The organism is Nonomuraea sp. NPDC049504 (assembly GCF_040676845.1).
Taxonomy (GTDB): domain Bacteria; phylum Actinomycetota; class Actinomycetes; order Streptosporangiales; family Streptosporangiaceae; genus Nonomuraea; species Nonomuraea salmonea.
Genome location: NZ_JBFAPT010000018.1, coordinates 180,669 through 195,586, shown reverse-complemented (window position 1 = coordinate 195,586; position 14,918 = coordinate 180,669). Strand labels below are relative to the sequence as shown.

Annotated in this window: 12 protein-coding genes; 6 read left to right on the top strand and 6 right to left on the bottom strand. The window is 72.1% G+C overall.

Annotated elements, in window-relative coordinates; all coding sequences use genetic code 11:
* Positions 1-238: 238 nt before the first annotated feature.
* The 3 genes from AB0K28_RS31310 to pgi form a co-directional block, all read right to left on the bottom strand.
* Positions 239-592, bottom strand: a complete 354-nt coding sequence (locus AB0K28_RS31310; protein WP_364377145.1) for a spore germination protein GerW family protein — start codon at positions 590-592, stop codon at positions 239-241.
* Positions 593-928: 336 nt separating this feature from the next.
* Positions 929-2,311 (bottom strand): glucose-6-phosphate dehydrogenase, encoded by a 1,383-nt coding sequence (zwf, locus tag AB0K28_RS31305; RefSeq protein WP_364377143.1) that lies wholly within the window; start codon positions 2,309-2,311, stop codon positions 929-931.
* Positions 2,312-2,447: 136 nt separating this feature from the next.
* Positions 2,448-4,079 carry a glucose-6-phosphate isomerase gene (gene pgi / locus AB0K28_RS31300; RefSeq protein ID WP_364377141.1) on the bottom strand — a complete coding sequence of 544 codons (1,632 nt, stop codon included), beginning with the start codon at positions 4,077-4,079 and terminating at the stop codon, positions 2,448-2,450.
* Between the two features lie 182 nt (positions 4,080-4,261).
* Between pgi and AB0K28_RS31295 the strand changes: the two genes are divergently transcribed.
* Positions 4,262-6,565, top strand: a complete 2,304-nt coding sequence (locus AB0K28_RS31295) for a phosphoketolase family protein (protein WP_364377139.1) — start codon at positions 4,262-4,264, stop codon at positions 6,563-6,565.
* Positions 6,541-7,749 carry an acetate kinase gene (locus AB0K28_RS31290; protein WP_364377137.1) on the top strand — a complete coding sequence of 403 codons (1,209 nt, stop codon included), beginning with the start codon at positions 6,541-6,543 and terminating at the stop codon, positions 7,747-7,749. Before AB0K28_RS31295 ends, AB0K28_RS31290 begins: the two co-directional genes overlap by 25 nt.
* A 149-nt stretch (positions 7,750-7,898) precedes the next feature.
* On the opposite strand, the gene AB0K28_RS31285 is transcribed toward AB0K28_RS31290, so the two are convergent.
* The 3 genes from AB0K28_RS31285 to AB0K28_RS31275 all read right to left on the bottom strand — a co-directional run bounded on the left by AB0K28_RS31285 (position 7,899) and on the right by AB0K28_RS31275 (position 10,525).
* Positions 7,899-9,101 carry a PAS domain S-box protein gene (locus AB0K28_RS31285; protein ID WP_364377135.1) on the bottom strand — a complete coding sequence of 401 codons (1,203 nt, stop codon included), beginning with the start codon at positions 9,099-9,101 and terminating at the stop codon, positions 7,899-7,901.
* Between the two features lie 67 nt (positions 9,102-9,168).
* The gene (locus tag AB0K28_RS31280; protein WP_364377133.1) at positions 9,169-9,786 is read right to left on the bottom strand and encodes an ATP-binding protein; all 618 of its coding nucleotides are present in this window, start codon (positions 9,784-9,786) and stop codon (positions 9,169-9,171) included.
* A 94-nt stretch (positions 9,787-9,880) separates the two neighbouring features.
* Positions 9,881-10,525: a response regulator transcription factor gene (locus AB0K28_RS31275; protein WP_364377131.1), complete on the bottom strand. Its 645-nt coding sequence runs from the start codon at positions 10,523-10,525 to the stop codon at positions 9,881-9,883.
* A 227-nt stretch (positions 10,526-10,752) separates the two neighbouring features.
* On the opposite strand from AB0K28_RS31275, the gene AB0K28_RS31270 reads away from it, so the two are divergent.
* The 4 genes from AB0K28_RS31270 to AB0K28_RS31255 are packed head-to-tail and all read left to right on the top strand — an operon-like array spanning position 10,753 to position 14,893.
* Positions 10,753-11,235 carry a cation:proton antiporter regulatory subunit gene (locus AB0K28_RS31270; RefSeq protein WP_345403049.1) on the top strand — a complete coding sequence of 161 codons (483 nt, stop codon included), beginning with the start codon at positions 10,753-10,755 and terminating at the stop codon, positions 11,233-11,235.
* Positions 11,236-11,243: 8 nt separating this feature from the next.
* The gene (locus AB0K28_RS31265; protein ID WP_345403046.1) at positions 11,244-12,407 is read left to right on the top strand and encodes a cation:proton antiporter; all 1,164 of its coding nucleotides are present in this window, start codon (positions 11,244-11,246) and stop codon (positions 12,405-12,407) included.
* A gap of 28 nt (positions 12,408-12,435) precedes the next feature.
* Positions 12,436-13,038: a pentapeptide repeat-containing protein gene (locus tag AB0K28_RS31260; RefSeq protein WP_345403043.1), complete on the top strand. Its 603-nt coding sequence runs from the start codon at positions 12,436-12,438 to the stop codon at positions 13,036-13,038.
* A gap of 4 nt (positions 13,039-13,042) precedes the next feature.
* Positions 13,043-14,893, top strand: a complete 1,851-nt coding sequence (locus AB0K28_RS31255) for a hypothetical protein (protein ID WP_345403040.1) — start codon at positions 13,043-13,045, stop codon at positions 14,891-14,893.
* Positions 14,894-14,918: the final 25 nt, after the last annotated feature.

Below are 14,918 nucleotides of genomic sequence, written 5' to 3'. Positions count from 1 at the left end.
AACATCGGGTCCGACCTGACCAACCCTCGGAAAGGCAACCGGCATCGCCGGCCTCGAAGCGGGAGGCGGGTCTCGCCGGTCTTCGGCGCAATGGGTGGGCCTGTTCGGCTGAAGCGCGGAGTGGGGGGCGGAGGTTGCCTGTGTGGGCGGGGTCCGGGTTTTGGCCGGTCGCGGTGGCAGTGTGGGCCTGTCACCGCGAAGCCGGCGTTCCTGAAGGGTGGGCGGCGGGGGTGTGGGGTCAGCGCTTGCGGCGGCGGCGTTTCAAGATCGAGCGTAGGGTCAGGAGCAGGACTACTGCGACGAATTGGCCGCCGATGACGATGCGGTTGACGTCGATCGCGGGGCGCCACAGAGCCTCGCCGTCCTTCAGGACGAAGACACCGGCAGGGGTGGCGCTGTAGCCGAAGCCGCCGCCGCTGCCGCCGCCTTCGTCGCCCCTCTCACCCGTGCCCCGGCCGTGCCCTCCACCGCCGCCCTGAGCGACCCTGGCGACCGGGATGACGACGACGTCGCCGTGCCGGACGGGCTCGCCGAAGACCCGGCTGACCGTCGCGGCGTCCTTCGACTTCTCGACCAGTTCTATGAGGTCCATACCCCATCGTCACCCCCGGACGTCGCCCCGTCGAACACGCTGCTCACCGCCGAGCGACCGCCCCTTGGGGCGAACGAGACGGCACCCGTCCGGGGCGCCGGCACGTGTCGGAAGGCGCGGCACGGCACGGCCCTCGATCGGACGGCCCTCGTGCGCGGCCGCCTCTTGGGATTGCCAGCCAGCACCCGTCAGGGGCGCCGGCACTTGTCGGAAGGCGCGGCACGGCACGGCCCCCACACGCACGGCCCCCGCACGCAAACGGCCCCCGTGCGGACGGCCCCTGCGAGGTGAGCCCGTGCGCGGTGCGCCCCGTCGTGGTTCGGTTGAAGTCGTGCGTCAGTCGAAGGTGGTGGAGATTTTGTGCCAGCCGCCCGGGGCGATGTCCGCCGCCGGCGCGGGGCCCCAGGTGCCGGGGTCGTACGGCAAGGGTGGCTCCGGCAGGTCGAGGAGGGGCTGGACGATGCGCCAGGACTCGTCCACCAGGTCGAACCTGGCGAACCTGCGGGGGTCGCCGCTGACCGCGTCGGCGATGATGCGTTCGTAGGCGGCGTCCATCGGGCCGAGCTCTTTGGTGAAGTCGACGCTGACGGGCACCGGGCGGGTGCGTTGCTTGCCGGGCTCCTTGGCCAGGACGTCGAAGGTGACGCCGGCGTCGGGTTGCAGGCGGAAGCGGATGAGGTTGGGGCTGCCGGGTGCGTGGGCGTCGCTGAACATGGTGACCGGCGGGCGGCGCAGCTCGGCGACGACCTCGAGGTCGGTGGTGGGCAGCGCCTTGCCGGAGCGGATGCACCAGGGCACGCCGGCCCAGCGCCAGTTGTCGATGTAGGCGCGCAGGGCGACGTAGGTCTCGGTGGTGGAGCCGGGGCGCACGCCGTCGGTGTCGAGGTAGCCGGTGTATTGGCCGCGTACGACGTCGGCCGGGTCGATGGTCTGCACCGCCCGCAGCACCCGCCACTTCTCGTCGAGCGTGGCCCGGGCGTCGGTGGACGGCGGCGGGTCCATCGCGAGGAGGGCGAGGAGCTGCAGCAGGTGGTTCTGGACGACGTCGCGGACGGTGCCGTTGGCGTCGTAGAAGGCGCCCCGGTCGCGTACGTCGAAGTCTTCGGCCATGGTGATCTGGATGCTGCGGATGTAGGAGCGGTTCCAGATGGGCTCCAGCAGCATGTTGGCGAACCGGAAGACCAGGAGGTCCTCGACCGGCTCCTTGCCGAGGAAGTGGTCGACCCGGCGCAGGTGGTCTTCGTCGAAGTGCTGGAGCAGCTGGTCGTTGAGCGCGCGGGCGGAGCCGAGGTCGTGGCCGAACGGTTTCTCCACGACCAGCCGCGCGTCGTGGTTGAGGCCCGCCCCGGCCAGCCCTTCGGCGACGGGGGCGAACAGGGCGGGCGGCACGGCGAGGTAGTGAACGAGGAAGCCCTTGCCCCGGACCTCGTCGGCCAGCCGGGTGAAGGTCTCGGGGTCGCGGTAGTCGCCTGCGACGAGCCGCAGGTTGCCGGCCAGCCTGTCGAACGCGGCGTCGTGCGGCCCACCGCACGCCTCGCGGGCGTGCTCGCGCAGCCCGTCGAGGTCGAGGTCGGTCCTGGCGACGCCGATGATCGGCAGGTCGAGCCGGCCGTCGGCGGTCAGGCGGTAGAGGGCCGGCAGCAGCATCTTGCGGGCGAGGTCGCCGGTGATGCCGAACAGCACCAGCGCCCCCGCCGCACCGGGCTCCTCGCCTGACACCGCACCCGCTGTGGCGGTCGGAGTGGTCGGGGCCGGTGTCGGGGCCGGTGTCGGGGCCGGTGTCGGGGCCGGTGTCGGGGCCGGTGTCGGGGCCGGTGTCGGGGCCGGTGTCGGGGACTCCCCCGTGGCGTTCATGTCAGACGCGCCTTCCCCGCAGCGCGCGGTAGCGGCGGATGAGTTGTTCGGTGGAGGGGTCGGGGAAGGAGGTGGGCGGGGCGTCGGAGATCAGCGCGGGCGCGAGGTCGAGCGCCATCTTCTTGCCCAGCTCGACCCCCCACTGGTCGAAGGAGTCGATGCCCCAGATGGTGCCCTCGACGAACACGATGTGCTCGTAGAGGGCGACGAGCTGGCCGAGCGTGGACGGGGTGAGCTTGGGCGCGAGGATCGTGGAGGTGGGCCGGTTGCCCGGCATCACCTTGTGGGGCACGATCTCGGGCGCGGTGCCCTCGGCCGCGATCTCGTCGGCGGTCTTGCCGAAGGCCAGCGCGGAGGTCTGGGCCAGCAGGTTGGCGGTGAGCTGGTCGTGCATGCCCTCACGGTCTTCGTGGGGCTCGGCGAAGCCGATGAAGTCGGCGGGCACGAGCCGGGTGCCCTGGTGGAGCAGCTGGTAGAAGGCGTGCTGGCCGTTGGTGCCTGGCTCGCCCCAGAAGATCTCGCCGGTGGTGGCGGTGACGGGGGTGCCGTCGGCGCGTACGGACTTGCCGTTGGACTCCATCGTGAGCTGCTGGAGGTAGGCGGGGAAGCGGTGCAGCCGCTGGCTGTAGGGCAGCACGGCGCGGGTCTCGGCGTCGAAGAAGTCGGTGTACCAGATGCCGAGCAGGGCCATCAGCACCGGCATGTTCGCCTTGAACGGCGCGGTGCGGAAGTGCTCGTCGATGGTGTGGAAGCCGTCGAGCATCTCGCGGAAGCGCTCGGGCCCGATGGCGATCATCAGGGACAGGCCGATGGCGCCGTCGTAGGAGTAGCGGCCGCCCACCCAGTCCCAGAAGCCGAACATGTTGGCGGTGTCGATGCCGAACTCCTCGACCTTCGCCGCGTTGGTGGAGACGGCCACGAAGTGCTTGGCGACGGCCTCCTCGCCGAGCGCCTCGACCAGCCATCGGCGCGCGACCCTGGCGTTGGTGAGGGTCTCGAGCGTGGTGAAGGTCTTGGAGCTGACCACGAACAGCGTGGTGGCCGGGTCGAGGCCGGCGAGGTTGCCGGTGATGTCGGCCGGGTCGATGTTGGAGACGAAGCGGGCGGTGATGCCGGCGTCGGCGTAGTCGCGCAGCGCCTCGTAGGCCATCGCGGGGCCGAGGTCGGAGCCTCCGATGCCGATGTTGACGACGGTCTCGATGGGCCTGCCCGTGGCGCCCTTCCACTCCTTGGACCTGACCCGGTCGGCGAAGCCGCTCATCTTGTCGAGCACGGCGTGCACGTCGGCCACGACGTCCTGCCCGTCGACGACGAGCTCGGCACTGCGCGGCAGGCGCAGCGCGACGTGGAGGACCGCGCGGTCCTCGCTGACGTTGATGTGGTCGCCGCGGAACATGGCGTCGATGCGCTCGCGCAGCCCGGCCCGCTCGGCCAGCGCCGTGAGCAGGTCGAACGTCTCCTGCGTCGCGCGGTGCTTGGCGTAGTCGAGATAGAGGTCGCCGGCGGTCACCGTCATGCGCCCGGCCCGGCCCGGGTCGTCCGCGAACAGCTCGCGCAGGTGCCTGCCCGCCAGCTCTTCGTGGTGCTTGCCCAGGGCCGCCCACTCCTGGCTCTGGGTGATGTCGCCGTTCACGCTTTGCCTCCTCGTGTCGCCAAACCTCGTGGCGCCAAGCCGATCATGCCTGGTCCCATCGTCCCGTAACCGTGTACCCCGCACGGTTGATTCCGCGCATGGCGGAGCGGAGTCTTTAGCAGCTCAGTGGAATTGGCGTTCCGGGGGGATTGCGGCAATCCTGTGGTGGAAGCAGCAGGAGCATGGACCATATCGACGCGTACTGGCGGGCGGCGAACTACCTGTCCGTCGGGCAGATCTACCTGCTGGACAATCCGCTGCTCACCGAGCCGCTGCGGCCGGAGCACATCAAGCCGCGGCTGCTCGGCCACTGGGGGACGACGCCGGGCCTGAACTTCTGCTTCGCCCACCTCAACCGGGTGATCCGCGAGCGGGACCAGGACATGATCTACATCGCGGGGCCAGGTCACGGCGGTCCCGCCGCGGTGGCGCACGCCTGGCTGGAGGGGTCGTACTCCGAGCGCTATCCCGACGTGTCGCAGGACGTCACGGGCATGCGCCGGCTGTTCAGGCAGTTCTCCTTCCCCGGCGGGATCCCGAGCCACGTCGCGCCGGAGACGCCGGGCTCGATCCACGAGGGCGGCGAGCTGGGGTACGCGCTGGCGCACGCGTACGGCGCCGCCTTCGACAACCCCGACCTGGTCGTGGCCTGCATCATCGGCGACGGCGAGGCCGAGACGGGCCCGCTGGCCGGGAGCTGGCACTCCAACAAGTTCCTCGACCGCCGCCGCGACGGGACGGTGCTGCCCATCCTGCATCTGAACGGCTACAAGATCGCAAACCCGACGGTCCTCGCCCGCATCCCGGCGGACGAGCTGATCAAGCTCATGGAGGGGTACGGCTACCGCCCCCACCTGGTGGGCCCCGACCACGAGGAGATGGCGGGCACGCTGGACACCGCGTTCGACGAGCTGGCGGCGTACAAGGCGGGCGACGCCGGCCGGCTGCCGATGGTCATCCTGCGCACGCCGAAGGGCTGGACGGGACCGCGCGAGGTCGACGGGCTGCCGGTGGAGGGCACGTGGCGGTCGCACCAGGTGCCGCTGGCCAAGGTCCGCGAGAACGCCACGCATCTGGCGCTCCTGGAGGAGTGGATGCGGTCGTACCGGCCGGAGGAGCTGTTCGGCGCGGACGGAAAGCCGGTCGGGGCGATCCTGGAGACGGTGCCGCGCGGCGAGCGCAGGATGAGCGCCAACCCGCACGCCAACGGCGGTGAGCTGCTCGAACCGCTGCGGCTGCCCGACTTCCGCCGCCTCGCGGTCGAGGTGAAGGCGCCGGCCACGCAGTCGAGCGAGCCGACGCGGGTGCTCGGCGGGCTGCTGCGCGACGTGATCGCGGCCAACCCGAGGACGTTCCGGCTGATGGGGCCGGACGAGACGGCGTCGAACCGGCTGTCGTCGGTGTTCGAGGTTACCGACCGGGCGTGGAACGCCGAGACGCTGCCCACCGACGAGAACCTCTGCGCCGGCGGCCGCGTCATGGAGGTGCTGAGCGAGCACCTCTGCCAGGGATGGCTGGAGGGCTACCTGCTGACCGGCAGGCACGGGCTGTTCAACTGCTACGAGGCGTTCATCCACATCGTAGACTCCATGTTCAACCAGCACGCCAAGTGGCTGCAGTCGTCGCAGAAGATCCCGTGGCGGCGGCCGGTGGCGTCGCTGACGTACCTGCTGTCGTCGCACGTGTGGCGCCAGGACCACAACGGCTTCAGCCACCAGGACCCGGGCTTCCTCGACGTCGTCGTCAACAAGAAGGCGTCGGTGGTGCGGGTCTACCTGCCGCCGGACGCCAACACGCTGCTGTCGGTCGGCAACCACTGCCTGGCCTCGCGCGACTACATCAACGTGATCGTCGCCGGCAAGCAGCCGGTGCTCGACCTGTTCACGATGGACGAGGCCATCGCGCACAACACGCGCGGCCTGGGCATCCTGCCATGGGCCTCCAGCGACGAGGGCAGCGAGCCCGACGTCGTGCTGGCCTGCGCGGGCGACGTACCGACCCTGGAGACGCTGGCCGCGGCCGCGCTGCTGCGCGAGCACCTGCCCGAGCTGAAGGTCCGCGTCGTCAACGTGGTGGACCTGATGCGCCTGCAGCCGGAGTCCGAGCATCCGCACGGCATGCCGGACGCCGAGTTCGACACGCTGTTCACCGTGGACCGGCCGGTGATCTTCAACTTCCACGGCTACCCGTCGCTGATCCACCAGCTCACCTACCGCCGCCACGGGCACGACAACATCCACGTGCGCGGCTACAAGGAGGAGGGCACGACGACGACGCCGTTCGACATGTGCATGCTCAACGACATCGACCGCTTCCACCTGGTCATGGACGTCATCGACCGGGTGCCCGGCCTCGGCAGCAAGGCCGCCCACCTGCGCCAGCTGATGAGCGACGAGCGGCTGCGGGCCCGCGCGTACACGCGGGAGCACGGCGAGGATCCGGCGGAGATCAGGTCGTGGACATGGCCGGACACATTCTCGTCCTGAACACCGGCTCCTCGTCCATCAAGTACGAGCTCGTGGACGTGGCCAGCCGGGAGCGCCCCGCCAGGGGGCTGGTGGAGCGCATCGGCGAGGAGCACGGCCGGCTCGTCCACCATCACGGCGACGGCCCCCCGTACGTGCGGGAGCGGCCCTTTCCCGGTCACGACGAAGGGCTGGCGGCGATGATGGAGGCGTTCGCGGCGGCCGGTCCCGCGCTCGATCCCGTCGCGGTCGGGCATCGGGTGGTGCACGGCGGCGCCCGGTTCGACCGGGCCGTCCTGGTGGACGACGGGGTGATCGCGGCCGTCGAGGAGCTGGCTCCGCTCGCGCCGCTGCACAATCCGGTCAACCTGGCCGGGATCAGGGTGGCGCGGGCGGCGTTCCCGTCCGTGCCGCAGGTGGCGGTGTTCGACACGGCGTTCCAGCTGACGCTGCCTCCCGAGGCGTACACGTACGCGGTGCCGCGCGAGTGGCGGGAGCGGCTCGGGGTGCGGCGGTTCGGCTTCCACGGCACCTCCTGCGCGTACGTCTCCCGCCGCGCCGCCGCCTTCCTCGGCCGCGACCTGTCCGATCTGAACCTGATCGTGCTGCATCTGGGGAACGGCGCCAGCGCCACGGCCGTCTCGGGCGGGCGCAGCGTCGACACCTCGATGGGCCTGACGCCGCTGGAAGGGCTGGTGATGGGTACCCGCTCCGGTGACGTGGACCCGGCGCTGCCCGGCTACCTGGCGCGCGTGGACGGCATGGACGCCGAGAGCGCCGAGAACGCGCTCGGCCACGCGGGCGGCCTGCTCGCGCTGACCGGGTCGAGCGACATGCGCGAGGTGCGCGCCCGCGCCAGGTCCGGGGCCGAGGACGCGCTCCTGGCCCTCGCCGTCTACACCCGCCGCATCCGCAAGTACGTCGGCGCCTACTACGCCCTGCTCGGCCGCGTGGACGCCGTCGTCTTCACCGGCGGTATCGGCGAGAACGACCCCGCCACCCGCGCCGAATCCCTGACCGGCCTCACCCGCCTCGGCATCACCCTGGACCGGGAGCGCAACGAAGCCCCTTCGGACGCCGAACGCGCCGTCTCGGGTGAAGGGGCGGAGGTCGCCGTCCTGGTGATCCCGACGGACGAGGAATGGGAGATCGCCCGCCAGGCGAGCGCCCTCGTCAACGGCGACGAAGCCCCCGCTCAGCCCTGATCGGGGCCGGCGGCGGGGGTTCCGGAACGGCAGCTCTGGTCGGTGGCGACGGCTGGTCCGGGACAGCGGCTCCGGTCGGGGGCGACGGCTCTGGTCGGGGGCGACGGCGGGCCCAGGACGGCGGTCGTGGGCGGCAGGGATGCGGGAGGTCAGGTGTGGCCGGCTGGTGGTGGGGTGGGGATCCAGAACTCGACCGTCGTGCCCGCCCCCGGCGGGCCGAGGATCGTCCACCAGCCGCCGGCGGTCTCGGCACGTTCGCGCATCTCGATCAGCCCGAAGTGGCCGGGCTCGGTGGCGGCCGGGGACAGGCCGGCGCCGTCGTCGCGGACGCGGACGTGCACGCCCGCGCCCAGCGAGCGCAGCATGACGGTGACGTGCCGGGCGGCGGCGTGCCTGCGGACGTTGGTCAGCGCCTCCTGGCAGATGCGGTAGACGGCGAGCACGGTCTCGTCGGGCGGCTCGGTGTCGAGGTCGTGGCGCAGCTCGTGGGTGAGGCCCGCGGCGGGCATGGTCCGCTCGAGGTAGCCGGCCAGGCTGTCCACCAGGCCGTCGGCGGGCGGGCGCAGAGCGAAGGCGAGGTCGCGCAGGCGCAGCACGGCGGCGTTGACGTCGTCGTCGAGCGCCCGCACGGTGGCCGCCTGCTCGGCCGGCAGGCTCGCACCCCACGACCGCAGCCGCATCCCGACGGCCACCATGGACTGGATGGTGTCGTCGTGCACCCCGGAGGCGATCCGCCGCCGCTCCCGCTCCTGCGCCTGCCGCGACACCAGCAGCTCACGCTCACCAGCCGCCCCGCCGGCAGCGCCCCGCTCGCGCAGCTCACGTTCACCGGCCGCAGTCCCGGCGGCGCCCCGCTCGCGCAGCTCACGTTCACCGGCCGCAGTGCCGGCGGCGCGCTGCTCGGTCAGCCCGCGCTCGCCGCCCGCGGTGGCGGGCCTCTTGCTCGGGCGCTCGCCGGGCGGCCCGGCGGGGGTGTGGTGGGTGGTCAGGTCGTGGGTCACCTCGCCGAAGCCCCGCAAGGCGCCCGCCGCGTCGCGCAAGGCGGTGATGGCGACGCCGGCCCAGAAGCGGGTGCCGTCCTTACGCACCCGCCAGCACTCCTCCTCCCAGCGGCCCCCGGAGGCGGCCGCCGCCAAAGCGCGGGCGGGGTCGCCGGCCGCGATCCCGGCGGGCGGGTACGACAGGGAGAAGTGGGCGCCGACGGCCTCGCCCGCGGTGTAGCCGGTGATGCGCTCGGCGCCGGCGTTCCAGCTGAGGACGACGCCGTGCGGGTCGAGCATGAGGATGGCGGGATCGCGGATGCTCTGGACGAGCTGGCTCATGACATCCGGCGACGGGTCATGCTCGGGCATACCGCACCTTCTCACGCGTGGCGCGCGACGCCAAAGCCGATCACGCCCTGCCGGCCATGCTCCGCCGTCATGCCTCTGAGGTGCGCGCTTGGGCGTCGGAGAGGCCCGCGACGAGCTCGCACCACACGACCTTCCCACCCCTGAGACCGCCATTAAGACCGCCATTAAGACCGCCACTGAGACCGCCACTCGGACCGCCACTGAGACCGCCACTGAGACCGCCACTGAGACCGCCACTGAGACCGCCGCTTACACCCTCCGCGGGACCGCCCCCGAGACCGTCACCGGGACCGTCACCGGGACCGCCGCCCCTTAGCGGGCCACCCAGGTGATCGGGGTCCGCGGGTGAGATGCCCCACCCGGCCGACAGCAGCCGTACGACGTGCAGCCCCCACCCGCTGGCCGGCCCGGGTTCGCGCGTCCGCGGCACCCCTGCACCCGCGTCGCCGACCTCGATCCGCACCCGGTCGGCGCTCCCCCGCACACGCAGCACGGGCGAGCCGTCGCCGTGCACGAGCGCGTTGGTCACCAGTTCGGACACCACCAGCAGGACGTCCTCGTGCCGCCCCTGGAAGCCGCACGTCACCAGGGCCTCGCGGGCCAGCCTGCGCGCCTCCGTGATGCTGGCCATCTCCTCCGGCAAAGGGGTGTCCACCTGGTATGTCTCGGCCTCCGCACGTTCCACGCCTCTACTTTCGTGGAGCGCGGCGGCCGGTCACGAGACGCAGGCACCCCAGGCCGCCTGGTACGCATGTGGGACGTGACCTGGTGCAGCCGCATCAGTCGAGCAGCCCGTCCCGCCGCGCGAACGCCACCGCCTCCAGCTTGGACCGCGCCCCCAGCTTCTCCAGCACATGCTGGACGTGGTTGCGCGCGGTGTTGCGGGCGACCCCCAGCCGGTCGCTCAGCTCGTCGGTGCTGACCCCTTCGGCGAGCAGCAGCAGCGTCTCCCGCTCGCGCGCGGTCAGCGCCGCCCCGACGTGACCCGCGCGCCCGGTCAGGCGGTCGAACACCCCGGGCAGCAACCCGGGCGCGAACACCACCCCGCCCGCGGCCACCTCGCGCACCGCCGACTCCAGCTCGCCGAGCCGGGACGACTTCACCACCAGCCCGGCACCACCGGCGGCCACCACCCGGGCCGCGACGGCGGCGCTCGCCTCGCCGGTCAGCACGAGCACCCGGGCCTTGGGCGCGAGCGCGGTCAGCCGGTCGATGGCCGCGATGCCGTCGCCGTCGGGCAGCCGCCGGTCGAGCACGACGACGTCGGGGCGGCACCTGCCGGTCTCGGCGAGCGCCTGCGCGACGGTGCCGGCCTGGGCCACCACCTCGATGTCGGGCGCGCGGCCGAGGGCGAGACCGAGGGCCTCCGCGACCATCGCGTGGTCTTCCACGAGAACCAGCCGGATCGGAGGAGGGGGCGGCATGGTGAGGTCCCTTTTGGCGTGGCGTGCTGCCGGGTCGGCACGGGCTGGGGCGCCTGGGTCCGCGACGCCTTGACCCAGTCTCCCATGCTCTGCGGAGCACCGGCCTTCGCCCAGGTCCAGGCCGGTGTGGACGGTCCAAGGTCAAGGCCGTGCGAAGCCCTGGCAAGGGCAAGTCACACCATTGGTAGGGTTATCCGAAAATATCCGGATCTATACGGGTGGGACAGGTGGAGGTCGAACAAACAGCACTGCCGGGCATCGGGCTACGGCACGATTTCACCACTCGCAAGGGACAGCGGGTCGGTGTCGTCTCTCATCGCACCGGCCGCCGGGATCTGGTCATCTACGACAAGAACGATCCCGACGCGGTCTGCCAGACGGTGAAGCTCAACGACGAGGAGGCCGACGCCCTCGCCGAGCTCCTCGGCGCGCCTCGCATCGTGCAGCGGCTCAACCAGCTGCACCAGCAGGTCGAAGGCCTGATGAGCGTGCAGCTGCCGATCCCGGCCGGCTCCCCCTACGCGGGGCGTCCGATGGGTGACGCCCGCGTGCGCACCCGTACCAGCGCGTCCATCGTCGCCGTCGTCAGAGGCGGGCAGGTGTTCGCGAGCCCGGGACCCGGCTTCGTCTTCGCCGTCGGTGACGTCGTGGTCGTGGTGGGCAGCGAGGACAGCACGTCCGACGTGGCCGGCATCCTGGCGAACGGGTAGGGCCGCGGGTGCACGAAACCGCGATCATCTTCCTGGAGTTCGGCGCTGTCCTGCTCGGCCTGGGGATTCTTGGCGCGCTCGCGTTGCGCGGCGGCATCTCTCCCATCCCTCTGTACCTGATCGCCGGACTGGCGTTCGGTACCGGCGGGGTGCTGCCGCTGGCGACGAGCGAGGCGTTCATCTCCACCGGCGCCGAGATGGGCGTGGTCCTGCTGCTCCTCACGCTCGGCCTCGAATACAACGCGGACGAGCTGGTCACCAGCATGACCAGCAACTTCCGCGCGGGCATCGTCGACCTGGTGCTCAACGCCGCGCCAGGGGCCATCATCGCCCTGCTGCTCGGCTGGGGACCGGTCGCGGCCATCGCCATGGCGGGCGTCACCTACGCCACCTCGTCGGGCATCACCGCCAAGGTGCTGTCCGACCTGGGGTGGATCGGTAACCGGGAGACGCCCACCGTGCTGTCGCTGCTGGTCTTCGAAGACCTGACGATGGCGATCTACCTGCCGGTCCTGACGACCATGCTGGCCGGGCTGAGCCTGCTCAGCGGGGCCATCTCGGTCGGCATCGCGCTGCTCACCGTGAGTATCGTCCTCGTCGTGGCGCTGAAGTTCGGACGCTACATCGAGGCGTTCGTGCGCAGCCCCAACAACGAGGTCATGCTGCTCAAGGTGGTCGGCCTGGCCCTGCTGGTCGCGGGCCTCGCCCAGCAGCTTCAGGTGTCGGCGGCGGTCGGCGCCTTCCTGGTCGGCATCGCCCTGTCGGGGCAGCTCGCCGAGGACGCGCACGCGCTGCTGGCGCCGTTGCGCGACCTGTTCGCGGCGGTGTTCTTCGTCTTCTTCGGTTTCCAGACAGACCCGGCGAAGATCCTGCCGGTGGCGGGCCTCGCGGCGCTGCTCGCCCTGGTCAGCATGATCACCAAGCTGCTGACCGGTGCGTACGCGGCCAGGCGGGCGGGCATCGCCAAGGCCGGTCAGGCACGTGCCGGCATCGCCCTGATCCCGCGCGGTGAGTTCAACATCGTCATCGCCGGTCTGGCGGTGGGCGCCGGCGTGCACCCCGACCTGGGTGCTCTGGCCGCCGCGTACGTGCTCATCCTCGCGGCGTTCGGCCCGCTGGCGGCCAAGCTGGTGCAGCCGCTGATCACCGCCATCGCGGAACGGGCGGCGTAGCGTCACCCGCATCCGATACCGTGTTCGGATGACAGAACGACAGGGCTCCATGGAGCGGACGGTCAGGTCCGCCGACTGGGACAGCCGGGAGATCTCCGGCGAGCGCCATCACCGGGTGCTGTTCCAGGAGGTGGACATGACCGAGCTGACCGACCAGGGCTGCTCGTTCGAGGAGTGCCGGTTCGAGAACGTCCGCTTCAACGTCTCGGTCCACCGGGACGCGAGCTTCGCCGGCTGCGTCTTCACGCACTGCTCGTTCTTCGACGCCACGTTCACCGGCTGCAAGCTGACCGGCGCCGTCTTCGCCGACTGCACGTTCGGGCTGCTCAAGGCGACGGGCGGCGACTGGTCCTACACCTCGCTCTACGGCGCCGACCTGCGCGGCAGCACCTTCGACGGCGTGCGCCTGCGCGAGGCCGACCTGTCGGAGGCCCGGCTGGAGAAGGCGTCCCTGCGCTCGTGCGACCTGTCGGGGGCGCTGCTGCGCGGCGCCGACCTCACCCGGTGCGACCTGCGGGGCAGCGATCTGCTCACGCTGGAGCCCGGAGAGGTCACGCTGAAGGAGACCCGCATCGACCCGGCGCAGGCCGCCATCGTGGCCGCCGGCCTGGGCTTCGACGTACGCGGGTGACGCCGTGCGCGAGCTGACCCCGGCAGAGCAGGCCGTCTCCGAGGCGATCCCGCGCGGCGCGAAGGTCGACGCGGGCCCGCTCGGACCGGTGCGCGCGGAGGTGCTGGCGGAGCTGCTGCTCGCCGAGCGCACGGAGCCGGGCGCCAAGCCGGCGCTGCGGCTGTCGGGCGCCCATGTCACGGGCCGGCTGCACCTGGCGTTCGCCGAGCTCGACCTGCCGATCCTGCTGCACGACTGCGTCTTCGACGAGGTGCCCGACCTCTACCAGGCCCGCACCCGCTTCATCAGCCTGACCGGCTCCACGCTGCCCGGCCTCATCGCGTCCAACGCGCAGGTCGAGGGCAACCTGCGGCTCAACGGCTGCCACGTCACCGGCGAGCTGCGCCTGCCCGGCGCCCACATCAACGGCACGCTCTCACTCAGCGGCGCGCGGCTCGACCATCCGGGCGGCGCCGCGATCAACGCCGAGCACCTCGACGTCGGCAGCAGCCTGCGCGCACAGGACGGCTTCGTCTGCGACGGCGAGATCGTGCTGACCGCCGCCAGGGTCGGCGCGGCGGTGAACTTCGACGGCGCCAGGTTACGCGCGCCGGGCGGGCTGGCGTTCGGCGGCTCCAACCTCGACGTGCAGGTGGGGCTGTTCGCCCGCAGCATGGAGGTCGAGGGTGAGGTCAGCCTGCGGTTCGCGCGCGTCGGCGGGCCGCTCACGCTGCGCGGCTCGAAGCTGCGCAACCCCGGCGGCCTGGCCGTGCACGGCGGCGGGCTCAAGGCCGAGAGCGGACTGTTCCTCGCGCACACCGAGACCGAGGGCGCCGTGTGGCTGCGGGCCGCCGCCGTCGGCCGCACGCTCAGCCTCGACGGCGCGCACCTGGTCAACCCCGGCGGGCAGGCGCTGGCCGGCGACGGCCTGACCGTCGACGGCGCCCTGGTGGGCCGGCACGGCCTGGTCGCCGAGGGCGAGATCAGCCTGCTCGACGCCTCGGTCAGCGGGCCCGCCCACTTCGAGGGCGCGCGGCTGGTCAACCCCGGCGGCGCGGCCCTGTCGGCCAACGGCATCACCGTCGGCAAGGTGCTCAACCTGTGCGACGGGTTCACCGCCGAGGGCCGGGTCCGCCTGACCAACGCCCAGATCGGCAGCCGCCTGTGCCTCGACGACGCCACCCTCGCCGCGCCCGGCGACGTGGCGCTCAAGGGCTGGCGGCTGGAGACCCGCGAGCTGGCGATGCGCACCGCCGCGCCGGTGCGCGGCCGGGTCGAGCTGGGCCACGCCCGCATCGGCGTCCTCCGCGACGACCCGGCGGTCTGGCCGGGCGAGCTGCGCATGGACGGCGCGTCGTACGAGGTGCTCGACCCCATGCTGCCGGCCGCCGAGCGCATCGCCTGGCTGCGCCGCGACCCCGAGGGCTACCGTCCCAACGCCTACGAGCAGCTCGCCGCGATGTACCGGCGGCTGGGCGGCGACGCCGACGCCCGCGCGACCATGCTGGCCGGGCAGCAGCAGCGCCGCGCCACTTTGCCCTGGTACGCCCGCGCCTGGGGCCACCTGCAGGACGTCACCGTCGGCTACGGCTTCCGCCCGCTGCGCGCGGCCGGGTGGCTGCTGGCGCTGCTCGCCGTCGGCACGGCGGTGTTCTGGCTCGACCGGCCGCCGCCGCTCAAGCGCGGCGAGGCGCCCGAGTTCAACCCGCTGGTCTACACGCTCGACCTGCTGCTGCCGATCATCGACTTCGGGCAGGAGAAGGCGTTCAACCCCGGTGGCGGGGCGCAATGGCTGGCCTACGGTCTGATCGCCGCCGGGTGGGTGCTGGCGACGACGATCGCGACCGGCCTGACCCGCACCCTGCGCCGCGCCTGAGCCCTGCCGGTTCATGCCGGTTCAG